General features: G+C 46.5%; 22 protein-coding genes and 1 pseudogene. 6 read left to right on the top strand and 17 right to left on the bottom strand.

Going from position 1 to position 24,303, the window contains the following annotated elements; genetic code table 11:
• Window positions 1–207: 207 nt before the first annotated feature.
• From NE665_RS11855 to NE665_RS11905, 11 genes are all read right to left on the bottom strand, one after another.
• Complete coding sequence (locus NE665_RS11855) at window positions 208–2,463, bottom strand: EAL domain-containing protein (protein ID WP_233104655.1); 2,256 nt, start codon at window positions 2,461–2,463, stop codon at window positions 208–210.
• A gap of 249 nt (window positions 2,464–2,712) precedes the next feature.
• Window positions 2,713–4,578, bottom strand: a complete 1,866-nt coding sequence (locus tag NE665_RS11860) for an ABC transporter ATP-binding protein (protein ID WP_117444505.1) — start codon at window positions 4,576–4,578, stop codon at window positions 2,713–2,715.
• Window positions 4,571–6,844 carry an ABC transporter ATP-binding protein gene (locus NE665_RS11865; RefSeq protein WP_117444504.1) on the bottom strand — a complete coding sequence of 758 codons (2,274 nt, stop codon included), beginning with the start codon at window positions 6,842–6,844 and terminating at the stop codon, window positions 4,571–4,573. The genes NE665_RS11860 and NE665_RS11865 overlap by 8 nt, the downstream gene beginning before the upstream one ends.
• A complete protein-coding gene (locus NE665_RS11870) occupies window positions 6,841–7,305 on the bottom strand; it encodes a MarR family transcriptional regulator (RefSeq protein ID WP_178759973.1) in 465 nt (154 codons plus the stop codon). Before NE665_RS11870 ends, NE665_RS11865 begins: the two co-directional genes overlap by 4 nt.
• Before the next feature lie 172 nt (window positions 7,306–7,477).
• Window positions 7,478–8,743, bottom strand: a complete 1,266-nt coding sequence (locus NE665_RS11875; protein WP_117444503.1) for a hypothetical protein — start codon at window positions 8,741–8,743, stop codon at window positions 7,478–7,480.
• 95 nt (window positions 8,744–8,838) lie between these two features.
• Complete coding sequence (locus tag NE665_RS11880) at window positions 8,839–10,401, bottom strand: putative ABC exporter domain-containing protein (protein WP_178759974.1); 1,563 nt, start codon at window positions 10,399–10,401, stop codon at window positions 8,839–8,841.
• On the bottom strand, window positions 10,385–11,095 hold the full coding sequence (locus NE665_RS11885; protein WP_117444502.1) for an ABC transporter ATP-binding protein: 711 nt from the start codon (window positions 11,093–11,095) through the stop codon (window positions 10,385–10,387). Before NE665_RS11885 ends, NE665_RS11880 begins: the two co-directional genes overlap by 17 nt.
• Entirely contained in the window at window positions 11,092–11,826 is a 735-nt protein-coding gene (locus NE665_RS11890) for a DUF2812 domain-containing protein (protein ID WP_117444501.1), read from the bottom strand. The genes NE665_RS11885 and NE665_RS11890 overlap by 4 nt, the downstream gene beginning before the upstream one ends.
• Complete coding sequence (locus NE665_RS11895) at window positions 11,816–12,154, bottom strand: PadR family transcriptional regulator (protein ID WP_117444500.1); 339 nt, start codon at window positions 12,152–12,154, stop codon at window positions 11,816–11,818. The genes NE665_RS11890 and NE665_RS11895 overlap by 11 nt, the downstream gene beginning before the upstream one ends.
• A gap of 536 nt (window positions 12,155–12,690) precedes the next feature.
• Window positions 12,691–13,230, bottom strand: a complete 540-nt coding sequence (epsC, locus tag NE665_RS11900) for a serine O-acetyltransferase EpsC (RefSeq protein ID WP_117444499.1) — start codon at window positions 13,228–13,230, stop codon at window positions 12,691–12,693.
• Window position 13,231: 1 nt separating this feature from the next.
• Complete coding sequence (locus tag NE665_RS11905) at window positions 13,232–14,116, bottom strand: cysteine synthase family protein (protein WP_117444498.1); 885 nt, start codon at window positions 14,114–14,116, stop codon at window positions 13,232–13,234.
• 461 nt (window positions 14,117–14,577) lie between these two features.
• On the opposite strand from NE665_RS11905, the gene NE665_RS11910 reads away from it, so the two are divergent.
• The gene (locus NE665_RS11910) at window positions 14,578–15,576 is read left to right on the top strand and encodes a PD-(D/E)XK nuclease family transposase (protein WP_117444497.1); all 999 of its coding nucleotides are present in this window, start codon (window positions 14,578–14,580) and stop codon (window positions 15,574–15,576) included.
• Window positions 15,577–15,806: 230 nt separating this feature from the next.
• Here the strand turns inward: NE665_RS11910 and NE665_RS11915 are convergent, their stop codons facing one another.
• The 6 genes from NE665_RS11915 to NE665_RS11940 all read right to left on the bottom strand — a co-directional run bounded on the left by NE665_RS11915 (window position 15,807) and on the right by NE665_RS11940 (window position 20,348).
• Window positions 15,807–16,511, bottom strand: a complete 705-nt coding sequence (locus tag NE665_RS11915; protein ID WP_117444496.1) for a manganese catalase family protein — start codon at window positions 16,509–16,511, stop codon at window positions 15,807–15,809.
• A gap of 58 nt (window positions 16,512–16,569) precedes the next feature.
• Window positions 16,570–17,082 (bottom strand): gamma carbonic anhydrase family protein, encoded by a 513-nt coding sequence (locus tag NE665_RS11920; protein WP_117444495.1) that lies wholly within the window; start codon window positions 17,080–17,082, stop codon window positions 16,570–16,572.
• 340 nt (window positions 17,083–17,422) lie between these two features.
• Entirely contained in the window at window positions 17,423–18,559 is a 1,137-nt protein-coding gene (locus tag NE665_RS11925; protein ID WP_117444493.1) for a glycosyl hydrolase family 28 protein, read from the bottom strand.
• The gene (locus NE665_RS11930; RefSeq protein ID WP_117444492.1) at window positions 18,556–18,966 is read right to left on the bottom strand and encodes a PTS fructose transporter subunit IIA; all 411 of its coding nucleotides are present in this window, start codon (window positions 18,964–18,966) and stop codon (window positions 18,556–18,558) included. The genes NE665_RS11925 and NE665_RS11930 overlap by 4 nt, the downstream gene beginning before the upstream one ends.
• Window positions 18,967–18,991: 25 nt before the next feature.
• Window positions 18,992–19,792 (bottom strand): PTS system mannose/fructose/sorbose family transporter subunit IID, encoded by an 801-nt coding sequence (locus tag NE665_RS11935; RefSeq protein ID WP_117444491.1) that lies wholly within the window; start codon window positions 19,790–19,792, stop codon window positions 18,992–18,994.
• Window positions 19,785–20,348, bottom strand: a complete 564-nt coding sequence (locus NE665_RS11940; RefSeq protein ID WP_347285926.1) for a PTS sugar transporter subunit IIC — start codon at window positions 20,346–20,348, stop codon at window positions 19,785–19,787. The genes NE665_RS11935 and NE665_RS11940 overlap by 8 nt, the downstream gene beginning before the upstream one ends.
• Window positions 20,349–20,499: 151 nt before the next feature.
• On the opposite strand from NE665_RS11940, the pseudogene NE665_RS11945 reads away from it, so the two are divergent.
• From NE665_RS11945 to NE665_RS11965, 5 genes and pseudogenes are all read left to right on the top strand, one after another.
• Window positions 20,500–20,688 (top strand): annotated as a pseudogene (locus tag NE665_RS11945) (hypothetical protein); the annotation flags it as partial.
• 158 nt (window positions 20,689–20,846) lie between these two features.
• Window positions 20,847–21,731 (top strand): DUF6017 domain-containing protein, encoded by an 885-nt coding sequence (locus NE665_RS11950; protein ID WP_178759976.1) that lies wholly within the window; start codon window positions 20,847–20,849, stop codon window positions 21,729–21,731.
• Between the two features lie 36 nt (window positions 21,732–21,767).
• Window positions 21,768–22,241 carry a PcfB family protein gene (locus NE665_RS11955; protein WP_002604484.1) on the top strand — a complete coding sequence of 158 codons (474 nt, stop codon included), beginning with the start codon at window positions 21,768–21,770 and terminating at the stop codon, window positions 22,239–22,241.
• Window positions 22,238–24,022 carry a VirD4-like conjugal transfer protein, CD1115 family gene (locus NE665_RS11960; RefSeq protein WP_070087586.1) on the top strand — a complete coding sequence of 595 codons (1,785 nt, stop codon included), beginning with the start codon at window positions 22,238–22,240 and terminating at the stop codon, window positions 24,020–24,022. The genes NE665_RS11955 and NE665_RS11960 overlap by 4 nt, the downstream gene beginning before the upstream one ends.
• Window positions 24,023–24,085: 63 nt before the next feature.
• The gene (locus tag NE665_RS11965; protein WP_003508243.1) at window positions 24,086–24,301 is read left to right on the top strand and encodes a Maff2 family mobile element protein; all 216 of its coding nucleotides are present in this window, start codon (window positions 24,086–24,088) and stop codon (window positions 24,299–24,301) included.
• Window positions 24,302–24,303: the final 2 nt, after the last annotated feature.

Genomic DNA, 24,303 nt, shown 5'->3' on the forward strand with positions numbered 1-24,303 from the left:
AACCAATGATGCCGGAATTCCCTTATACGAAGCAAGCTAGATTACAAAAGCCCAAGGACATGAAGTTCCTAAGTTATAGGGAATGGATGAAGCTGTAAAAAAAACAAAAGAAGAAATAAAGCTCCTGATGAATAGGAATTTATTTCTTCTTTTTTGCTATTTAAACACTTGTACGCTGACTGCATAAGAAGTACAGGACTTTTTCTTTTACTCGCTATACATACAAGGATGCTCTTTTCGCATGGCATCAAACACATCCGCAGGCTGCGGCTTGCCAAATACGAAGCCTTGTACCATATCACAATTCATTTCCTGCAGCAGTTTAACCTGAGAAAGGCTTTCCACGCCTTCCGCCACTGTGGTCATGCCCAGCTGCTTCGCCAGCTGTATCACAGCGTTGATCACCTCAAAGCCGCGATCATCCATATCCTGAAAGAAGAACCGATCCAGCTTCAGTACATCAACAGGAACATTCTGTAAAACATTCAGCGAAGAATAGCCGCTGCCAAAATCATCCAGTGAGCACAAAAAGCCCAGAGCATGGAGCTCATCGATCACCTGTTTCAGACGGCTCAGGTTTTCAAACACGACCGTTTCCGTCAGCTCGATTTCAAGCAGATGCGGCGGAATTCGATAACGTTCTTTCATCATGCGGTAGCTGTTCAGAAAATCCGGCTGATACAGATGATTGCGGGATAAGTTCACCGAGATGGGAATAACCTCGCTTCCTTCATCAATCCATGTCCGAAGCCGTTTGCACGCCTGCTCAAAGATGTATAAATCCAGCTTGCGAATAAAGTCATTGCGCTCAAACAGCGGGATGAAATCATTTGGCATAATCATGCCCCAATCTGCACTCTGCCAGCGGGCCAGCGCCTCTGCTCCCGCAACACGCCCGGTTTTCAGCGATACCTTCGGCTGCAGATACATGAGAAATTCCCCGTTTTTCAATGCGGCTTCCATACTGTTTTCCAATTCCTTTTCTCTCAGCATCTTCAGACGGTTCAAATCACTGAAGAACATATTGGAACAGACGGCATGCTCATGCTCCCCATGATTATGCTTCCTTGCGGCAATCGCCTTATCCCGAATGCTTACCGGATCCTCATGCGGATTGTCTGCCAGATAGGTACCACAGGACAACGTGAGATAATAGGGTTGCTGGCGCTTTGCATTGAACGCATTCACGTTTTTTGAAATGAGCTGCAGACGCTGTTCAAGCTGCTCCTTGTCCATGGTTCGCAGCAGAAGATTGAAATGATCCGCATGTATTCTGGACACTGCCTCCCCCTCCCTGAGCTGCTGCCGGATACATGCATATACGTGCTGGAGTACACGGTTTCCTTCCTCACTGCCAAATGCATCATTGATCAGCTTGAATCGTCGAATATCCAAGGACACATAGGCAAAGGACTGCGCGTTTTTCAACAGCTTTTCAACCTCAAGGTCAAAGCGCGGCTGTGTAAAGCCCTTCGTCACCGGATCCACAAAGGCGATGTTAAGGATTTCCCTGTTTTTCTTCTGGATGATAATCGATACCAGACAGGCAAGCATACAGAACATGAGCAGAGTTCCCCCTAGCACCATCCATGTATTCTGAACGATATAATCTGCCAGCCCTCTGGAATAGGCGGCCGGTGATACGATGGATAACAGATACCAGTCCGTTTTCTTCAGCGGGCTATAGGTAAGGATCCGCTCCTCCCCATTGTTCATATGAAATCGCAGATAGCCGCTTTTACCGTTTTGCATATCCGTACGCATGGCTTCCACATGATATCCCTTCATCATCGTTGCCTGCGCATACAGGCCGGAGAGATAATTCGTATCACTGATCTGAGCATTTTTATTGTGCGAGTGGAGAATGAAATCCCCATTACCGGATACAACATGTGAAAAGCCGCTGCCGTCAAAGGTATCCGTACCCTGTAACAGCTTCATGGTGTTTTGCGGAACCCAGCCGGCGACGACATGCTTTTTATTTTGTGCATCCACATACGGCACAGCATACAGCGCACCATAGCTGTTTGTCCCCCCTTTGATCAGGGAATCATTCACCGCATCACTTCCCTGCAGTGCCTTCTGGATTGCCGGTAATTCATGCAGATACAGCGTTTTCCCTTTTACCACTGCATCTTTGTTTTCATCCAGAAGCACTATCCACTCATAATCACTTTTTTCCTCCAGGGTATGCAGATAGGAATCGACCTCCTCCTCCTTCAAAAAGGGGAGGGACTCACTGATTGACTTGAGCTTATTCAAATTGAATTCGATCCGCTGATTGGCCTTTGCGGAGGTCTGGCGGGAAATTTCCTCCAGATAGCGCTGGATTTCCACCTGCTGTAAATGCTCTCCGCGGCTGATGAGCACATAGCAAAGATAAAGTGCTGACAGCACCACCACAGCGGTCAGGGACGCAATCCATACGATTTGTTTTTTACCAAGTATTTCATGTTGTCTCATATTATCTTTCCTTTTTACCCATTGGCATATTCATCTTTAAGTCTACCATGAATACTGTAGAAAGCAATAAAATACGCACATTTAAACAATAAAGCATAGAAATTCAGAATGCAAATCGTTAATAATATTTCATATGGCACAAAAAGGGATATCAAAATCATCGAAGAAATAAGGTCCTTCTTCAAATAATCATGGATAAACAGAAAAAAGCTGCATGCCGCAAATTCTGTGCAGCATACAGCAGTATGATTATACCTCTTCAAACTGAGAATTGTACAGCTTGGTATAGAAGCCATCCGCTTTCATCAGATCCTCATGATTGCCGGCTTCCACGATGTCGCCATCCTTCATAACCAGAATCAGATCAGCATCCCGGATCGTTGACAAACGGTGAGCGATCACAAAGCTTGTTCGATTCTCCATCAGCTTCTCCATTCCCTTTTGAATGAGTACCTCGGTACGGGTATCGACAGAGGAGGTTGCCTCATCCAGAATAAGCACCTTAGGATCCGCAAGGAAGGCACGTGCTATTGTCAGCAGCTGCTTCTGTCCCTGCGAGATATTATTGGATTCCTCATTGATCATCGTATCATAGCCGTGATCCAGCGTACGAATGAAATGATCGACATAGGCAGCATCTGCCGCAGCCATGACTTCCTCATCGGTTGCATTCAGACGGCCATAACGCAGATTCTCCATGACAGTTCCGTTGAACAGCCACGCATCCTGCAGCACCATGCCAAACAGGGAACGCAAATCGCTTCGGCGCATATCCGTCGTTTTTATACCATCGATATAGATGCTGCCGCTGTTCAGCTCATAGAAGCGCATCAGCAGCTTAACAATGGTCGTCTTCCCTGCACCGGTTGGTCCGACGATGGCAATTTTCTTCCCCGGCTTGATATACATAGAGAAATCATTGATGACGATTTTATCCGGTGTATAGCCGAAGTGCACGTTTTCAAAGGTAACCTGTCCCTTGATCCTCGTTTTTCCATTTGCATCAAAGACCTCGACAGGCTGTGTCGTTTCCTTGACCTCTTCCTCTTCTGCCAAAAACTCAAACACGCGCTCTGCCGCTGCAGCTGTAGACTGCAGAACATTCATCGTCTGCGCAACCTGAGAAATCGGGTTGTTGAAGTTTCGGACATAGATGATAAAGGACTGGATATCACCGATTTCGATGACGCCGTTCATCGCCAGCCAGCCCCCCAGAATACACACACCGACATAGCCGATATTTCCGACAAACATGGCAATCGGCTGCATCAATCCGCTAAGAAATTGTGATTTCCACGCAGAATCATAAAGCTCATCGTTGTATTCGGCAAATTGAGCAATGCTCTTTTCCTCTCCGTTGAAGGCCTTCATGACAATGTGACCGCTATACATTTCCTCGATGTGTCCGTTCACATTTCCCAAAGAGCGCTGCTGCTTTGCAAAGTATTTCTGAGAATGCTTGACAACGGTGGTTACCAGGAACAGGGACAGCGGAATGACAACCAGTGCCATCAACGTCATCTGCCAGCTGATGGACAGCATCATGACAAGGAAGCCGATAATCTGCACGATGGAGGATATCATCTGTGCCAGAGACTGACTCAGTGTCTGCTGTACCGTATCGATATCATTGGAGAAGCGTGACAGCACCTCACCATGAGACTGCTTATCAAAATAGGAGAATGGCAGAATGTCAATTTTCGCCGCCATCGTCCTGCGCAGATTGAAGGATACCTTCTGTGCCACACCTGCCATCATCCAGTTTTGAATGAAATTGCATAAGGTGGAGATCAGATAGATAGCAATCAGAAATAACAGAATCTCTGCGATACGGTCGAAATTGATGGAGCCTGTTCCATAAATTTTAGCGGTAAATCCGCTGACCAGCTCAGTTGTCGCCCTTCCCAGAATCTTTGGTCCAACGACCATAAAGACTACAGACAGTACGGCAAAGAGCATGGAAACAATAATATTCAGATAATAGGGACGCATGTAAGCAATCAGCTGCTTCATGGTGCCCTTGAAATTCTTGGCTTTTTCGGTAGGAGCTCCCGGGCCTCTGTGTCCCATCGGTCCTCGCTTCGCTGCATGTGAAGAACGGTTTTCTTTACTCATTTTCCAGTTCCTCCTTTGATAATTGACTATATGCAATCTCTTTATAGACATCGCATGACTTCATCAGTTCCTCATGGGTACCGATGCCGGCTACCTGCCCCTTATCCAGAACAACGATGCGCTGGGCATGCATGATACTGGAAATACGCTGAGCCACCAGCAGAACCGTACTTCTGGTTTCCTGACACAATTCGTTCAATGCCTTACGCAGGCGGGCATCTGTTTTGAAGTCCAGTGCGGAGAAGGTATCATCAAAGATATATATTTCCGGTTTTTTGACAAGCGCCCTTGCGATGGACAAGCGCTGACGCTGTCCGCCGGAAACATTCGTACCGCCCTGTGCGATCGGTGTATCAAAGCGCTCCTGTTTCTCATCAATGAAGTCCAGTGCCTGTGCAATGGAAGCGGCCTCTTCCATATCCGCAGCTGTCGCGTCCTCTTTCGCATATCGCAGATTGCTGGCAATCGTACCGGTAAACAAAGAGCCCTTCTGCGGTACATAACCGATTTTCTCACGCAGATCATGCTGAGATACCCTGCGGACATCCACGCCATCCACCAAAATACTTCCCTCTGTTACATCGAAGAAGCGCGGAACCAGATTGATAATGGTCGATTTACCGCTTCCGGTACTTCCGATAAAGGCTGTTGTTTCACCCGGCTGAGCCGTAAAGCTGATATCGTGAAGAACATCCTCCTCAGCACCCGGATAGCGGAAGCTGACATTATGGAATTCAATACAGCCGCGTTTTGCATCGTCAAAGCGCTCTGCTGTCTTCGGATCGCAGATGGTCGGCTCGGTATGCAGAACCTCCATCGCACGCTGTGCAGCCGCACTCGCTCTTGGCAGCATGATGGAAATCATCGTAATCATCATAAATGCCATGATGATTTGAATCGCATACTGGATAAACGCCATCATATCTCCGACCTGCAGTGCTCCGGAATCAATCTGATGGGATCCAACCCAGACAATCAGTACAGAGGCACAGTTCATAATCAGCATAACCAGCGGCATCAGACATGCCATGGCACGCGTGGTGAACAAATTGGTTTTCAAAATATCTCCGTTTGCCTTTGCAAATTTCTCACTCTCACACTTTTGGTTGTTGAAGGCACGAATTACCGGCATTCCATCCAGAATTTCACGTACGACGGAATTCAGCTTGTCCATCAGCTTCTGCAGCATCTTGAACTTCGGCATAACAAAGGCGAATGCCACCATCATGATGCTCAGAATCAGCACAACGACCAATGCGATGATCCATGTCATGGATACGTTGGTATTCACAACCTTGATCACAGCACCGATCCCGATGATCGGGGCATAGATGACAATACGCAGAATCATAACCAGCGCCATTTGAATCTGCTGGATATCATTGGTGGTACGGGTAATCAGCGTATTCGTGGAGAATTTATTAAATTCAGCACTGGAGAAGTGTTCAACCTTATTGAAAACATCCTTACGAAGATTCCTGGACACACCCGCCGCAACACGCGCAGCCAGAAAGCCGACAGCAACAGCTGCTGCTGCAGAGCCAAGTGCCACCGCCAGCATCATAAGACCATGCTGGATCAGATAGGTGTATTGAATGGCATCCACATCAACACCGATTGTCTTGTATTCATTGCGCACATAGGTTGCATTGGCAGTATCTGCTGTTTCCGCACCCATGGCATCGGTTACCTTGTTCATTTCCTGCTTCATATCCATCAGCTGCTTTGATGGCATGGTTTCCAAAACGGTGAAGATATCCATGCCCTTCGGCAGACTGGTAAGCAGTTTCATCATCTTTTTCTGCTCATCGGACAGATCCTTGCTGGATGAGGTTTTTCCACTCTTAGCCTCTGCAGCACTCTGCTCCAGCCCCATGACAGTCGTTTCCGCCTTGCGCAGGGATTCCTTTATGGTATCTCTTGTCGCACTATCCACATCCTTCAGCTCATAGACATTTTCCTTTTTCAGTATCGGATAGGCATCCAGCTGATCGGCAGTTGCTTCCGCACTTGTGATCTTTGTATAATTGTCTGTAAAGACCTTCTGTTCCTTTTTATCCATGAACAGAACCAGCTTTTTCACTTCACTTTCACGAATTACACTCGGAACACCGTCTTCTACACCACCGGATACGATACCGACATCGACGATGCTGGACATATAATCCGGCATCGCAAGCTCACACATCGCCTGCGTGAACAGCAATGCAACAATCGCCAGAATCGATAGGGCAAACGGCTTCAGATATTTACCTAATTTCGTCATTTCTGTTCTCCTTCCTCAAGCTTTTCTTTGCGTTTCTGAGAATATGCCAGTGCCTTTTCCAAGATACGGACAAACGCATTGGCATCCTCCTCACCGAGTTCCTCAATGAATTCGGCAAGACGTTCCGTCATAAAGGCTTCACAGTTTTTCATCATCCGCCGGGCATCCTCACTCACCTGAATATAGACGCTTCTGCGATCGGTATCCAAAAGAATCCGATCCACCCACCCCTTTTTCTCAAACTGCTTTATAATCTGGGAAATCGCAGCGGGCGTCACCTGAAAATAATCACTCAGCTCGCTCATCTTTACCAAATTGCCGTCATTGAGCTTCATGATGGCATCCAGCACCATGATATCACGATGCTTCATTTTCGGATGATCATCTTTTTTCAGCAGGTTGTCTCTGCGAAACATGTAAAATAAATGTGTAACCTTCCGGACAATATCCATCTCATCCATTGTATCACCTCTCCAATTAGTTAAGTAACTTAATAATTAACTACCTTAACTATTATATTCAAAATTGCGGCTCTGTCAACAAGGTTGCTTATCTTCACACAAAGTTCACAATGTTTCCGCTTTCACTGAAAATAAAAAAAGAGGATTGAAAGCGTCCTCTCTCGTCTGCATATTATTCCTGTACGGCAGCCTCTGCCTGTTCGATCGTTTTCAGAAAGCTCTGTGCCTTTTCCACGTAATAGATTTTATTACCATGCGCACAGACATAACGGAAGCAGCCTTTCGCTTCCTCCAAGTCCTTCTCAACAAAAGCAATCAGTCCCAAATAGTATTTGAAATCCACACGCTGAAATTCAAATCCTGCTGTCGGCATCGCTTTTTCAAAAAAGACGCGGGAGCCGGTAAAGTTCTGATCCATCAGATCCAGCTTGTTTTGAATCCCCTCCAGACACTGTGTTTTAATCATTTGCATCGGTCCGTTGTTTACTCTGGCCCCGGCCTTCTCACATTCATCGTAATGATATTTCACCATACTGCGATCTCCCAGCTGGTAATACGCATAGGCCATCAGCGAGTGATAGGCGAAGATGAAGTTTCCTCTGCCCTGCGCACTGGTTGCCAGCACATCGATTGCCAGATGCGGATCATTCAGATAGACCATGCACTGTGCAAGATGCTGCGGCATCGGAAAGCTCTTTTTCCGTTTTCCTTTTTTGGCATAGGCGAAGATTGCCGTTGCGCAGGCCTCCGGATTGCATTGATCATACAGCAGGGATATAATCGGCTGCATGGACATATTTTTACGTTTGGTAAGCTGGAAAAACAGAATGGAATACATCATCATCGCCGCAAAGACCGCAAAGAAATTTTCGACATACAGGATGACGAGCAGAACTGCGATCAAGCCTGTAAAATACAACAGATTCATTTTCAGATTAAAGCTCCAGGCCTTTTTGCCAAGCGCTTCATACTCACTCAGATATGCATGGTGCAGGCGGTAAACACGTTCCACCTCCGCAACGCTGGTGACATTTTCCTTTGCGAATTCCCTACGCTTGCCTCTGTTGGGAATACTCAGCATTCCATACAGGCAGACGACAAGTGCCGGAAGCACGGTTACGGTGCCAATCAGCTCAACGATGGTGAAGCCGCCCATAAAGAACAGCACCATGATGAGGATAAAGGGAACGTTAAAGCGCTGCATGGCATAGCTCAGCAGCATGACGCCGTTAGCAAGACCGGATATGGTCAGACCACCGATCAGATAATACATATAATCCGCTTTTACAAGCTCTCCCACCATTTCCGCAGGAATGCTTTGCTGCATCAAGGAAACGATATAGTCTCTTTGATAGCCCATAAGTCCAAACAGGACTGCACCGGCCGCAAAGCTGACCAGTAAAACCATAAGATGTTTCTTACATTGATATTTCCACATACAATTACCTCTTTTGAATACTGTAACATACTATATCATAAACAAAGGAAAAGGAAAAGAAATTTCCCTTTCCTTTCCATAAGTTTTATATAAATTTACTCGCTTTTGATCTCTCTTCCGTTCATCATCGGAGCACAGACCAGCACGATTACAACGGATATGACAAAGTTCATCGCCAGCGAAATCAGCGTCAGCTGCTGCAGCAGCTCCAGTGTAAACGTCCCCTTGCTCAGGAAGAAAATGGTCAGCCCGATCCCGGGAGCAGCAGCTGCAACCATGATCAGCATACGCAGCATATTCTCCATCATTGCGTTGTTGCGACTCTTTAAGATACGCACAGAAAGCACGCTCGCTGACAGAAACAGCGTCGCATAGCCCAGCAGCATGATGAAATACTGCACGACACTGGCGATATCCGTTCGATACAGCAAAGCCGCCACAAGAATAGCCGCACTCATGGGCAGCAGCATCTTTAAAAAGGTCGGCAGTAGTACGCAGAGCAGCTTTTTCAGCGGATGATCGGGAATCAGATAAATCTGATAGTTGTTCATATCCTTCATGAAATCGGAATTCTGGACAATGGTAAAGAGCCAGAACATCATCATATACATGAAAAAGCCGAAGCCCATATCCATGATGAGCGTGATAACCAGATAAATACCAATCGTCAGAATATCCGTCCAGCGGATATAGTCATTGGATTTGCGCAGCAGCAGAACTTTCTTGGAAAAGATAGCCATCGCACCACTGCGAAAGCTTGCCTTGACCTCATGTATCTTACGATCACTCATTCCATCGCGTTTGCCAGCACGCATATCCTTATACAGTGCAGTAAACTCCTGTGCATCCTGCATGGCACGCTCCACAAAATCCCCCTTATAGCCGCATAGCAGCAGATAGGCTGCCATACAGGAAATCAGAAGTAAGCCGATTCCAAGCAGCATAAGTCCCCATGAGGAAGCGATATAGGAAACCAGTATCATTTTGATCCATCCAAACAGCGGCACCCAGTAAAACAGCTCCGTATTCAGAAAGAGCGTTCCACTTCCTGCCAGTGCAAGATCATTCTGCATGACAACCATACCATACACCGCCGCAACCATCAATACATACAGCAAAGCGGCAATCGCAGGAATATGGCGGTAGCTGTCCTTTTGAATGGAGAGCAGATACACATAATAATATACAACCAGAAAGACAAAATACACCAAGGAAAAGCAGAGGAATGCCATAAGCAAAAACGGAAAGGACAATTCGATCGTGCTTCCCAGCAAAATGACCATCAGCAGAGAAACCGCCCCGCACAGGAAGGCAGAAGCGATATTCTGCAGCATGAGAAAGCGCATCGTCTGTACGCGGGTAAAGGGTCCGCTGAACAGATAAAAGGCATCCGATTCCATGAACAACGCCTTTCTTTTTTGCAGCAGCATGACGCCGACCATCAGAGCAGTAAAGCCAACACCGATCATGATGGCCATATTGGCATCCGTGATATTTTGCATCGACAATGCAATTTCCGGCTTGGAAAGACTCATGACAATCAGTCCGCCGTATAGCAGAATCATGAGTATGGCGAAAATCGCGCTTCCCTTACGGGAAAATACATGGCGGATATTCGCCTTCATGCGGGTCAGATACAGCTTATACAGTACGCTCATGTTCATCACCTTCCACCGATGCAAAGAAGATTTCCTTAATGCTTTCATCCTTCAGCTCTTCCTTTCGCACATGCGCAACGATTCTGCCATGATCCATAATATAGGCACTGTCCCATATCGCTTCGATCACATCAATGATGTGCGTGGAAATCAGAATGGCAACCCCCTGCTGCTTCAGGCGTACAAACAGCTGCAGTGTTTCTTCAATACTGGACGGATCCAGTCCTACCATCGGCTCATCCACCAGCAGCGTCTGCGGGGAAATAATCAACGCCAGCAGCATACTGACCTTTTGCTTCATCCCCTTGGAGAGCTCACGAACCGCTTTTTTACGTTTATCCTCCAGCTTGAACAGAGCGATATATTCATCCGCAAGTGCACGGTAATTCTCACAGCGGTATGCCTTTCCGATAAATTCCACATGCTCATCTATGGTCAGAAGATCATAGAGCACCGGTGCTTCAGGAATATAGCCAAAACCCTTTTTCGCATCCAGTGAGCTGTTGGCAACACCGTTGATTTTGATATCTCCCTTGTACTGCAGCAGATTGGTTATGCTTTTTATGGTTGTCGACTTACCAGCCCCGTTTGGTCCCAGCAGAATGGTTACCTCTCCATCCGCCGCGCATAAGGAAACATCATCCACAGCCTTGAATTTCCCATACAGCTTTGTCAGATTCTTTACTTCGATCATAATACACCCTCATCTTTCTTTTTTATATGAACTTCTTTTTTATCCCGAAACTGACGATATTGAAAGCACATCCACAGAAAGCCCTCAATCGTACAGACTGTCCCGAGTATCAACAGCAGATTATGCATATTCGCTGCCCAGCCAACCCCGCTTGCAAGCAGCATACCGACACCAGCCACAAACAGCACAGCACCCTTGCGAAAGGTCAGATTCACGATACGCAGACGCATGTTCTTCATGCGAAGCAAAATACCGACCACCATCAGCAGACCGACAGCCCCCAGAATCGAGCCTGCCAGCAAAAGAATCATCGACACTACAGAGCTTTTAACCCACAGCAGGGACAGCAGACAGAGGCAGCCGATGACCAGTGCACCGGCGAATATATGCAGGGTCGAACGATACCCCTCCATTCTGGTTTCCACCTCACTGTGTAAGGGAACACAGCCCTCCTCAGCCCAGAAAAAGTAAACATCTTCTCCCTTCGGATTTATAATGTGCCAGCCGCTGTTCTCAAACAGCTGAAAGTACGCTTCCTTTTCATCCTCCTTCAGCTTCTGCATATCGTAGCTGAAGATGCGATTGACCGGCTCCTGCTTCTGCAGGATGTAGCACATACCGCGGAATTCCTCAAATACCCAGCCTTCCTTTGCATACTGATGCAGCATTTCCATATCCTCACAATCGGAAAAGGCAAGACCACCGCACATCACGCGTTTTCTATCCTTCATATCCGTTTTCCTCCAATATTCGCAATCCGTCCTCTACCATACGCCTACGACGCGCTACCTCATGAAGCAGCACCTGTCTGCCAGTATCGGTAATCTGATATTTTTTTGTCCGGTCCGCATCAACAGAGGTCTGCAGAATCCATTCCGCCTTGCACAGCTTCTTCAACAGGGTATACAGGGTTCCCGGTCCCATGGTAATGCTTTGATTACTGAGCTCTTCGATATATTTCATGATCGCATAGCCATGGCGCTCCGTAATCAGCGACAGCAAAATGTAATACATGGCATCTGTCAGCTGCTCACTCTCCATCGTATTGCTTTTTGACATATTCTCAACCTCCATAATAGATATATCCATTTTAGATATATCTATTACAGATATAATATACCATGCGAATAAGCAATCGTCAATATGTTTTGATTATCAAACTGCCAAAGAATGGAGACAGGAGACTGCACTCCCTCAGTCCGCATGCCTTTCAGCACTGCAGAAAGACCGCAACAAGGCAAAGCAGCACAACCAGCATCAGCTTCATTTCCTCATCCTCGCTTTCCAGTGCAGATATTCCATATGGTATACGATTAGAAATACTGGCATATTCCTAAAAAATATGCGAAAACACATGTATATCCCATACAAAAGCATACAAAAAAGAGCTGTACACAAACGTATACGTTTATGTACAGTGCACAGGATTATTTTATAGCATACCGCAACATTGTGCAAGTGTGCAGTACAACATTATGATATTCTTCCCTTACACACGTTTCGCAAAAGCCGGCAGGCTAAGAAGCGCGTTGATACGGGCAAGGCAATAAAAAAAGCCGCGGCATCGTATCTGTAGCTTCCGCAGCTTCTTACATTTAATAAAATATACAGTGCTTTTCCCGTTTATCTTTAGCAGCCAGACCAATGAAAGTAGAGCCTGCCGGTACATCGCTGATCACAACCGCATTGGCTCCGACCTTGGCATCATCATGAATCGTGATATTGCCAAGACATTTTGCGCCTGCTCCAATCATGACACGGTTTCCCAGTGTCGGATGCCGTTTGGCGTGCTGTTTCCCGGTGCCGCCCAGGGTTACTCCATGATACAGCTGACAATCATCCCCAATGACGGCGGTTTCTCCGATTACAACTCCCATTCCATGATCAATCAACAGTCCCCTGCCGATCGTTGCCCCCGGATGGATTTCAATTCCTGTCCAATGTCTGGCGATATTGGAATTCAGCCTTGCCAGAAAGAACAGATGGTGCTGATATAGAAAATGAGAAACCCGATGAAAAGCCAGTGCACGGATATGCGGATACAGCAACAGAATTTCCAGCTTGGAATGTGCTGCCGGATCATTTTGCAAGGAGCGGTTCAGATTGTGATTGATGTCCTTCAGTACACGAAACATATTAGTCAAAGTCCAGTACGGAGAGATATTTTTCTCCGCCGTCCGGTGCTACTGTAACGATGTTTTTTCCGGGATAGCGCAGAGCCAAACGCTTTGCTAAAGCGATGTTGGCACCGGAACTGATACCAACCAGGATACCGGTTTCCTTAGCGAAGCGCACAGTCTCAAAAACAGCCTCATGATCGGATATCAGCAGAATATCATCCGCCAGCTCCCGATCAAAATTGGCAGGAACAAAATTTGCACCGATCCCCTGTATTTTGTGCGGACCTGCCTGACGTCCGCTTAAAACTGCACTTTTTTCCGGTTCACCAGCCATACATAAAATAGCGGGATTGTGCTCCTTCAGCCGCTTTGCCACCCCGCTGAAGGTACCTCCCGTACCGATGCAGGCCACAAAGATATCTACATCATGCAGCTGATCCAGAATCTCTTTTCCGGTTGTTTCGTAATGTGTAGTGGGGTTATCCGGATTGTCGAATTGTGATAGCGAACGATAGTTGCTATGCTCCTTCATCAGGCGCTCCATCTCCTCCATGGCTCCCTGCATTCCCTTGCTTCCCGAAGTCAGAATAAGTGTCGCCCCATATGCCTTAACCAGCTGCCGACGCTCCATGCTCATCGTTTCCGGCATGATGATAATCACCGGAATATGATAAACAGCTCCAAGCATAGCAAGAGCGACGCCGGTGTTACCGCTGGTGGCTTCAACCAGCACGGTGTCCTGTCTGATTTCTCCCTTGCTCCTGGCGGCCTCCAGCATTCCCAGCACCGCGCGGTCCTTGATACTGCCACCGATGTTATATTTTTCCAGCTTTACATATATATTGGTATCCTCTATATGATACAGGGGTGTATTTCCAATCAGCTTTACTGTTTCCTTCATCTTTCATGTCCTCCTTTTTACAGTTAATATCCTCTATGAACGATACGATATACAACATCGTTCACGAAGCAGGACGCTTTCGCATTTGAACGTATTCCAGAACAATTTTCCTGCAGTATATGCTTTCATGCGACAAACCTCCTTATCTGCTATAGTATATTCCTTTTCATAAGGAAAAGACACTATGACGCTTTTATGCTTTTTATTATCCCATACTTATGCAAAAAAAGAAACAGTTTGACTATATTTTCTGAAAGAAATGAAACTTTGTGTAAGCTGCAGCCCGGTATTCTAACCATGCAATCCCCTTTCCTTTACGCATGATAAAACTGCAATGCCCACGATACACAGCTCCTCATGTAAATGCAATCATGAAATTGTAAAACATTAAAAAAATTTAGGAGTTTTGCACCTTCCATACGTATATAAGAGTATATAGGAAAAAAAGGAGGATATTACCTATGAAAAAAGATTATGCAAAGGATTACCCGATTCCCTTTCACAATGATGTTTTTTTCAAGTATATGCTGATCGGTGAGGATGCAGACTCTGCATGGCTGAGAAGCAGAATCATTGAAGAAATTTACGGGTTGAAGGTCCATGAAACGAAGGTGCTGAACCCGGAGCTGTTACCGGAAGCATTTTTTGGAAAACGTGCAGTTTTGGATGTCGTACTAGAGGATGAAGCCGGTCACTTTTACGATTTGGAAATGCAGGTATCGGGCTATACGCAGAGGGAACAGCTGCGTTTTCAGCAGTATGGCTATCGCTTGGTCGGCAGACAACTGAAGCAGGGAGACGAATATACCGAGCTGAAACCATTTTATCAGATTATTTTTATGAATGATAAGCCCAAGGATGGAGGTCGCATGATTCGTCATTACAAGGTTAAGGATGAAGATAATCAAGAGGAGCCCAATGGTACACTGAATCGTGCAATTGTGTTTTTACCAATGATTCAGCAGCGTGTAAAAGAGGTTGGAGGAGTGGAAAATTTGACAGAGTTTGAAACCTTCTGCTATGTGCTTGCATATAATCCGGATGATGCTATACTAAACATGAAGAAAAGGATGGTGAACGTAGTTATGGAAAAATATAATAAAATGCGAGAAGATGGATCGTTATTCAGCTGGGCGGAATCCGTGGAGTTTGCAGAACAGGCAGTTCAGGCCAATTTGCAGGAACGAACTGCAGAAGCTGAGCGAGTGGGGCTGGAGAATGGATTTAAAAAGGGCATCGAAGAAGGACTTGAAAAGGGGCTTGAAAAGGGACTTGAAAAAGGTTTTGAAAAAGGAAAAAGGACATTCTTACAGACACAAATCATCCATAGGTACAAAATTGAAGATAATTGGGTGAATTCCCTATCCGATCAGCAGATAGATGACGCGGTCATCCTTATTCTGGAATGTGATACATATGATGATTTAAAAGAAAAGCTGAGAAAGAATGAACGTAAATAGCAAAAAAAGGAATGCGAGTAAAATCCGCATTCCTTTCTTTTTTAAATTATGAACAAGCATCCATTCCTTAACCATTTCAAGCCTACCAGCTGTCGAGAAAAGCCATTCTTCTTTTCACGCATGAAACAGCCCGCATATACAAACCACAGGATACAAGTGGATGCAGTGCACGGCTGAGCCTTTGCGTCCTGCCCAAAAAAAGCCGCAGGTTTCCCTTTGGCTGTTGCATCTTATTTCTTTTTTGCTTTGCTCTTGGTGCTTTTGGAATCCTTGGCATTTGCCATTTTCGGTGCCTTCGGATCAGGATCATCAAAGTAGCGTCCCGGCTTGGATAAATCAAAATACAAACGGCTGTCTTCACTCATACCAAAGCTCTTATTGCTGCCATCATCTGTAATTTTATTCAGTGCTTCACAGAACAGAGCATTGTGGGCTTCCTCACGCTCCAGCAGGAACATGATGGTTTCCTTGACATATTTGTCATCAATCTGACGATACAAATATTCGTATACAACCTTGGCGCGCTGCTCACTTGCAATATCCGCAAGCAGATCGGCTGCCAGATCACCTGTCACGGTAACATAATCAGCAGTCCATGGATTTCCGCTGGAATTTACCAGAGCAGGATTCAGACCAAAGGTAACCATCGTTTCAATTTCACCGGCATCCACCTTCTTATAGTCCACATCACCGCCATTTAACAGATTGATGGTTTCTGCCACCATCTCCATGTGGCTCAGCTCTTCGGTACCGATATCCAGAAACAAATCCTTGAAGACCGGATCCTTAGCGCGAAAGCTCTGTGACAGATACTGCATCGCTGCCTTGACCTCACCGTTGCAGCCTCCCAGCTGTTCCTGCATCAGCACAGCATACTGCGGATTGGGACGCTCTACCTTTACAGGATGTAATAACTTTTTCTTGTGTTCAAACATATTCTCACTCCTTTGTCACCATTAGTATGGGAAGGAGTGTTTCATTTATACGTGAATTTCAGACATCTATTTTCTTGTATTCACTGCCAAGCTGTGCATAATGCGCCGCATTCTCCAGAATCTCCTTTACCTGCTCCTCACTGCATTTGCGAATGATCCGGGCAGGACTGCCCACAGCCAGACTGTTTTCCGGTATCTGCTGTCCTTCCTTCACAAGAGCCCCTGCACCGATGATACTGTGTCTGCCGATATGTGCACCGTTCAACACAACAGCACCCATGCCAATCAGCACCTCATCCTCAACAATACAGCCATGCAGCACCGCATTATGGCCCACAGTCACCCGTTTCCCTATTTGCAGCAAATGCTTCGGATCCGTATGCAGCGTGCAATTATCCTGTATATTGCTGTCTTCGCCGATATGAATATGATCCTTATCCCCGCGCACCACACTGTGAAACCAGATGGAGCTTCCCTTTTCCAGTGTCACATCGCCAATCACTGTTGCATTGCTGGATACATAGGCAGTTTCTTCTATGAGCGGCTGCTTATCTCTGTATGGTAAAATCATGTCCTACACCTGCTTTCCTTACAGCTATACTATACCACACAAGACGCCGTTATCCGGAAGGAATTTACAAACAACAGAAAAAATGCTCCTCGCATGGCACTCCCTTGGAAACGGGGAAGCTATACTCATCAAGAAGAAAAAGGATCAAGAGCATGAAATTGATCCTTTCTATAATTTTACATATTTGAAAGCGGATTAGAACTCTTATCGCTTTGTTGTTTTATAGCAGATGCTTAATAGCCCTTATGGGTTAACCAAAGCCCCAGCTTATTCTGTACAGCACCTGTTTTCCTGTTCTGCCAAATCTCAAATGATGGAGGAAGTCTGTAATTCCCACACGTTATCGAAAAGTCACATTTTCTGTTATAACCTGTACATCCTTATCATGCTGCAGATAATTTTTTTCATTTAGACCATCCGCAAAGCTGATCTCACAGTTTCGCAATATCAAACGACAGGTTTCTCCATTCCCTCTCATAACGGATGGCTTGGATACCCCCTGTATAACCGTATTCTCCAGTATCAGCTCTCGAAGAGGAAGATTATTCTGCATGAGTGCTTCCTCGCCATAGCTGTACTGCAGCAGAGAAGGGATTCCGCTGATTTTTGAATTTCGTATTTTGATTCGCTCTCCGACATGCCGTATACTATCTGGTCGTATGGAATAATATTTAAATACACGATGTGTATCATAGGTCTTTTTGCCTTGATGCGGATAGTATGCAGGTCCTTCCATTGTGCAGTGGTCAAAAAGCAAATCATAGCCTCCGATCCGCATCACATTGCAAGCCGTATTCATGTAGCAGTTACGAACAATAAGCTGCTCGATGTCGTAGCCTGCAATACAATCGTCTCCGGTTGTAATCGTACAATCCTCAATCAGAATATGTTTGCAGTGATGCAGATTGAAGCCATCATGACCCGCCTTGATACAAACATGCTCAGCGTGAATATCTTCACAGCTGTCCAGCTGATGCGACCAGTTGGCACAGTTTTCAAAAGTATAGCCACGCAGACGGATGTTTCTGCATTGATTGAAAATGATGCCCATCGGTCCACGGAATCTTTCCTCACCGGCCTTATCAAAGCAGTCCTGTCCGTCAATGGTTGCCCCTGCTTCTCCGATAATCGTGATGTTTTCTTCACAGAATGCACAGATCATTCCATAAATATAATACGGCGGCAGATTCCATGCCTTGATAAAATACGCATCCTGTAAATAACCCAGAGTGCTTGGCACATGGAAATCCGTATAATCCTGATAATTGCGACTTCCCTTAAGATGCGCATCCTTCAGCAGATGGAGCGTTATATGAGAGTACAGACGCAGGCTGCCAATATAGTAGATACCTTCAGGAATCTGTATCTCGCCGCCTCCCTCCTGATGACATAGATCAATAACTGCCTGTATTTTCTCAGTCTGCAGACAAGCACTGTAGCGCTCTACACCGTAGTCTGTAATATCGTATTGTTTCATACCTCGTCCTCACTGTCGTCTGTCAGCGTAAATGTGTTCATATAGCGAATCTGCTGACGTGATTCTTCCAGCAGTGCTTCTATGAGCGCTGCATCAATTTGTTGTTCCTGTGGAATAAGTGCAAGCGATAGCGCCAGCGGCAGATTGATACCGCAGATCAGATGCACCCGTTCGCTCATCAGGGGACAAAACATCTGATTCACACTTCCCCCTTGCATATCTGTCAGTATCAACAGGGTGTCCTCCGGCTTTAAAATATCTGTAAATTCTTCAATCTGCTGTTGGAGTGATGTCTCATCCATGTAGGCACTGATTGCATAAAGGTTGTGCATGCCGGTTAAAAATTCCAGTGTATCCCGCATTCCTTCTGCCATATTCCGATGACTCGCCAATAAAATTTTTCTCATGTTCGCAATCTCCGCTCACCTGTGACTAGGCACTCAAAATGCCCAGATAGGCAGCTGCCATGGCGAATACGATGACCAGCAGAATCAGCTTTGACATACTGATATTTTTCTTTGTCAATAGATGATAGCAAACAAAGGTGAAGATCACCGGCAGCATCCCCGGCAGAACAGAATCGATCAGCGGCTGAATTTCCTGCACAACCTCGCCGGATGTAAAGGTGAGTGGTACACTGATTTTCACAACACCGGAAATCAATCCGCCGACAACCACAAGCCCCAGAACCGACGCTGCCTCTGTCAGAGAATTCAGCTTTGTACCAATCGCTGATAATATTTGCAATCCCTTATAATATCCGAAATGCACAAGACGTGTACGAAGCAGAAAGAATACGGCCCATAATGCACTCCAAACAACAGACATAACCGGATTCCCATCCAGCAGCATATAGCCGGAAATCGAGCCCATAATGGTTGGAAACAGAACGAACACCAGCGTATCGCCAATACCAGCCAGCGGTCCCATCATACTCGTCTTAAAATCCTGAACGGCACTTCTTGCCTGTAGTCCCTGTGCATCCTCAAGCGCCAAAACAGCACCAAGGATAACGTTGACCGTCCATGGATTGGAATTAAAATAACGATAGTGACTCAGCAATGCAGCCTTATATTCCTCATCCTTTGCATATATTTTACGCAACGCAGGAGCTATCGAATATGCAAATGTTCCTCCCTGCAGAATCTCATAATTCAAGGTGGAGCAGGACATCATCTGCCAGCGCAGAGCTGCCCTGGTAATATCTTTTTTAGTTAAAACGGGTTCACTCATCTTCATCTGCCTCCTCAACATGTTCCAGTACCAATTCGTTTTTTCTGCGATAAAAATCAAATGCCAGTGCAAAGCCGACAATCGCAATTCCCAGAATCGGCACATTCAGATATGCAGACATCACAAATCCCAATAGTACATAATTAAAATATTTTTTCACTGGCATGTATTTCAGCAGCATAGAAAAGCCGACAACCGGGAGCAGTGCACCTGCCAGGGACAGTCCCTTTGTCACCCATTGCGGTGTTGCGTCCAAAATCTGATTGACGAAGGAGGCGCCCAGCGTTACAGAAATCAAAACGGCAAGCGCAGCCTCCAGACCGAACAGAACCCAGCAAAGCAGCATCAGACGCTGACCGGCTTTATCCTTTCCATCCTGTACCATTCGCTCCGATTTGCGAATGATAACGCCATTGATCAGACGAACAACGATATCCATCTGCACGCCAAGCATACCAACTGGGATACCCAGCGCCAATCCGGCTTCCACACCCTTTCCGGTGCTGATAGCAACAGCGGTCGCAATAATAATGAGGTGTGATAGCGATAGCGGCAAAAAGCTAATAAAATCAATGGTTTTGCGGACAGCGGATAGACAGGGAATGTGTTAAAAACTGAATACGCACACAAGCGGCGTTACCTTAACCCCTTTTGGGGAGAAAGTAACGCCGTTTTTTTATGCCCGCAGGAAAGGAGGTACAGCCGGAATGTATTTCATAAAAGGCAAGCAGCGGGCATTTGAACTGCTCATGCAGCAGAAGCCGGGATTTGACCGCTATCAATCCGGTTGTGCCGGAGATGATGAAGATTGCGGCACTTGCCGTTTCTACCGCCCCGGGTGGAAATATGAGTTTTGCGTTTTCAAAGAGTGTCCCTATTGCCCCGGCAAAAGGACGCGGAAAACGCCCGCCAGCATGGACAAATAGACGGGCAAAAGCCCTTGTGTCATGCGGCTTTGCAGACGCGAAAACGGCAAAGGGCATATTGCAATACCAAAACAGCCGAAAACGGCTTTCTAATTGTCCACGCAGACCAAGAGAGGAAGTGAGGAAAAATGGCAGTTTTCAGAGTGGAGCGAAATACGGGATATACCGTTATGAGCAACCACCACTTGCGAAACAAGGAATTGTCCTTAAAAGCAAAAGGCTTGCTTTCGCAAATGCTGTCCTTGCCGGAGGATTGGGATTATACCCTTGCGGGCTTATCCCATATCAACCGGGAGAAGATCGACGCAATCCGCGAAGCGGTAAAGGAACTCGAAAAAGCCGGATATATCGTGCGCAGCCGGGAACGCGACGAAAAGGGACGCTTGCGGGGCGCGGATTACGTCATATACGAGCAGCCGCAGCCGCGAGAGCCGGAAGCAGCTACCAGCGTCGGACAGCCGCCTATATTGGATTTACCTGCGTTGGAAAATCCAACGCAATTAAATAAAGATATATCAAGTAAAGAAAAATCAATTACTGATTTATCAAGTACCCATTCCTTTCCATTCCATTCCCTAAATCCCTTGCCCTTTGAGCAGGGCGAAGCGGCTTCGCCGCCGGAAAGGAAAAGAACGGAAGCGAAAAGCAATAGCGCAGTAGAGATTTACAGGGAGATTATCAAGGACAATATCGAGTATGACATTCTCATTCAAGACCCCAAAATGGACAAAGACCGCCTAAATGAGATTGTTGACCTCATGCTGGAAACCGTCTGCACAGCGCGAAAGACAATCCGTATTGCCGGGGACGACTACCCCGCCGAACTGGTGAAATCCAAATTTTTGAAGCTGAACAGCAGCCATATTGAGTTTGTTTTGGATTGCATGAGGGAGAACACAACCAAAGTGCGCAACATCAAGCAGTATCTAAAAGCGGTGCTGTTCAACGCGCCGAGTACCATTGACAGCTACTATACCGCCCTTGTCAATCACGACTTATACGGCGGCGAATGAGCATAGCCGCATTTTACCGGGAAAGGAGTTGATACCTTGCAGGAGGAAGTAACCCAAAAAACGATTGCCCTATACGTCAAAGTGGGAAAAGGCGCGGCGCGGCTTACCGAACAGGCGTTGCAGAAAGCAATCCAAAAGTTTTTGGAGCAGAAAAGCAAGCCCGCGCATGGGAAACAGACCATGCGGCAGCTTATGAAGCAGAACGCGGGTGTTTCCAACATCGAGATCACCGACAGCAATATTAAAGCCTTTGAGAGTACGGCGAAGAAATACAACATAGATTTTTCGCTGAAAAAGGTTAAGGGCGAGCAGACCCGCTACCTTGTGTTTTTCAAAGGCCGGGACGCAGACGTTATGACCGCAGCGTTTCAAGAGTTTTCCGCAAAGAAGCTGAACAGGGAGAAAAAGCCCTCTATCCGCAAAGCCCTTGCCGCTGCAAAGGACAAGGCAAAGCAGCTTAACGCCGCCCGCGACAAGGTAAAGAAAATGGACAGGGGGCGCGAGATATGAAGCAGATTAACTACAAAAAGCTAATACTTCCGAATATCCCCTATGTGTTCTTTGTCTATCTCTTTGATAAAGTCGGACAGGCGGTGCGGCTTGCCCCCGGCGCGGATATTTCCGCAAAGATACTGAATATCACGCAGGGATTTTCCGCAGCCTTTGAAAGTGCCTTGCCGAGCATTTACCCGCTGGATTTGCTTGTCGGCATTGTCGGCGCGGTGATTATCCGCTTGATTGTCTATGTCAAAGGGAAAAACGCGAAGAAATACCGCAAGGGCGCGGAGTACGGCTCTGCCCGATGGGGAAACGCCGAAGATATTAAGCCCTACATAGACCCGGAGTTTCAAAACAACATCATTTTGACACAGACGGAACGCCTTACCATGAACAGCCGCCCGAAGCAGCCGAAGTACGCAAGAAATAAGAACGTCGTCGTGATCGGCGGCAGCGGCAGCGGAAAAACAAGGTTTTTCGTCAAGCCGAATTTAATGCAGCTTCATTCCTCTTACGTCTTGACAGACCCGAAAGGTACGGTTTTGATTGAGTGCGGGAAGCTGCTGCAACGGGCGGGCTACCGCATTAAGGTACTGAATACGATTAACTTCAAAAAATCTATGCACTACAACCCCTTTGTGTATATCCGCAGCGAGAAAGATATTTTGAAGCTGGTAAACACGTTGATAGCGAATACCAAAGGCGAGGGAGAAAAAAGTGCGGAGGATTTTTGGGTAAAAGCGGAAAGGTTATTGTATTGCGCATTGGTTGGCTACATCTGGTATGAAGCCCCCGCCGAGGAAATGAACTTTATTACCCTGTTGGAACTTATCAACGCCAGCGAAGCCCGCGAGGACGACGAGGAATATCAAAGCCCCGTCGATCTGCTGTTTGCCGACTTGGAAGAACGCGACCCCGACCATTTCGCGGTGAAGCAGTACCGAAAATATAAATTGGCGGCGGGCAAAACAGCAAAATCAATCCTCATTTCTTGCGGTGCGAGGCTTGCGCCTTTTGATATTAAGGAATTGCGCGATCTCATGTCCTACGACGAATTAGAACTTGACACGTTAGGCGACAGAAAGAGCGCACTTTTCCTCATAATGAGCGATACGGACAGCACGTTTAATTTTGTTATCGCTATGCTGCAATCGCAGCTTTTCAATTTGCTTTGCGACAAAGCGGACGACGAATATAACGGCAAATTGCCTGTTCACGTCCGCTTTTTGCTTGACGAGTTTGCGAACATCGGACAGATACCCCGATTTGATAAACTGATTGCCACAATCCGCAGCCGGGAAATGTCCGCTTCTATCATTCTGCAATCGCAGAGCCAGCTAAAAGCCATTTACAAGGACGCGGCAGAAATCATACTTGATAATGCCGACAGCACCTTGTTTTTGGGAGGACGTGGGAAAAATGCAAAGGATATTTCGGATAACTTGGGACGGGAAACAATTGACAGTTTCAACACTTCCGAAAATCGCGGCACGCAGGTTTCTCATGGACTTACTTATCAAAAATTAGGAAAGGAGTTGATGACACAGGACGAAATAGCAGTTATGGACGGTGGGAAATGTATTTTGCAGCTACGCGGTGTACGTCCCTTTTTAAGCGACAAATACGATATAACGAAACACCCGAACTACAAATACCTTTCCGACTTCGACAAGAAAAACGCTTTTGATGTGGAACGGTATATGTCTACCCGCCCGGCAATAGTAAAGCCCGATGAAGCCTTTGACATATACGAAATAGATTTGTCCGACGAGGACGCAGCCGCCGAGGAATAACGGCGGCATTTTCATTTTCAACAACATTTTTTGAGCCGCAAAGCGGCAGAAAGCGAGGTTTATATGGATTTCTTTAACAGCGCAGTTGGTGTATTGCAGACTTTGGTTATCGCGCTTGGCGCAGGTCTTGGCATTTGGGGGGCTATCAACCTCATGGAGGGTTACGGCAACGACAATCCGGGCGCAAAGAGCCAGGGCATGAAGCAGCTTATGGCGGGCGGTGGCGTCGCGTTGATCGGCGGCACCCTTGTTCCGCTTCTTTCCAAACTTTTTGGATAATG

This window comes from Clostridium sp. DFI.1.208 (assembly GCF_024463855.1).
Taxonomy (GTDB): Bacteria; Bacillota_I; Bacilli_A; order Erysipelotrichales; family Erysipelotrichaceae; genus Clostridium_AQ.

Coding starts and splice junctions, on each gene's coding strand:
- NE665_RS11855 (WP_233104655.1), bottom strand. CDS start 2,463: ATGAGACAACATGAAATACTTGGTAAAAAACAAATCGTATGGATTGCG.
- NE665_RS11950 (WP_178759976.1), top strand. CDS start 20,847: ATGGCAGTTTTCAGAGTGGAGCGAAATACGGGATATACCGTTATGAGC.
- epsC (WP_117444499.1), bottom strand. CDS start 13,230: ATGTTTCGTGTACTGAAGGACATCAATCACAATCTGAACCGCTCCTTG.
- NE665_RS11895 (WP_117444500.1), bottom strand. CDS start 12,154: ATGTCAAAAAGCAATACGATGGAGAGTGAGCAGCTGACAGATGCCATG.
- NE665_RS11890 (WP_117444501.1), bottom strand. CDS start 11,826: ATGAAGGATAGAAAACGCGTGATGTGCGGTGGTCTTGCCTTTTCCGAT.
- NE665_RS11860 (WP_117444505.1), bottom strand. CDS start 4,578: ATGAGTAAAGAAAACCGTTCTTCACATGCAGCGAAGCGAGGACCGATG.
- NE665_RS11925 (WP_117444493.1), bottom strand. CDS start 18,559: ATGAAACAATACGATATTACAGACTACGGTGTAGAGCGCTACAGTGCT.
- NE665_RS11935 (WP_117444491.1), bottom strand. CDS start 19,792: ATGAGTGAACCCGTTTTAACTAAAAAAGATATTACCAGGGCAGCTCTG.
- NE665_RS11920 (WP_117444495.1), bottom strand. CDS start 17,082: ATGATTTTACCATACAGAGATAAGCAGCCGCTCATAGAAGAAACTGCC.
- NE665_RS11960 (WP_070087586.1), top strand. CDS start 22,238: ATGAAGCAGATTAACTACAAAAAGCTAATACTTCCGAATATCCCCTAT.
- NE665_RS11865 (WP_117444504.1), bottom strand. CDS start 6,844: ATGACGAAATTAGGTAAATATCTGAAGCCGTTTGCCCTATCGATTCTG.
- NE665_RS11870 (WP_178759973.1), bottom strand. CDS start 7,305: ATGGATGAGATGGATATTGTCCGGAAGGTTACACATTTATTTTACATG.
- NE665_RS11880 (WP_178759974.1), bottom strand. CDS start 10,401: ATGAGCGTACTGTATAAGCTGTATCTGACCCGCATGAAGGCGAATATC.
- NE665_RS11915 (WP_117444496.1), bottom strand. CDS start 16,511: ATGTTTGAACACAAGAAAAAGTTATTACATCCTGTAAAGGTAGAGCGT.
- NE665_RS11965 (WP_003508243.1), top strand. CDS start 24,086: ATGGATTTCTTTAACAGCGCAGTTGGTGTATTGCAGACTTTGGTTATC.
- NE665_RS11905 (WP_117444498.1), bottom strand. CDS start 14,116: ATGAAGGAAACAGTAAAGCTGATTGGAAATACACCCCTGTATCATATA.
- NE665_RS11885 (WP_117444502.1), bottom strand. CDS start 11,095: ATGATCGAAGTAAAGAATCTGACAAAGCTGTATGGGAAATTCAAGGCT.
- NE665_RS11875 (WP_117444503.1), bottom strand. CDS start 8,743: ATGTGGAAATATCAATGTAAGAAACATCTTATGGTTTTACTGGTCAGC.
- NE665_RS11930 (WP_117444492.1), bottom strand. CDS start 18,966: ATGAGAAAAATTTTATTGGCGAGTCATCGGAATATGGCAGAAGGAATG.
- NE665_RS11910 (WP_117444497.1), top strand. CDS start 14,578: ATGAAAAAAGATTATGCAAAGGATTACCCGATTCCCTTTCACAATGAT.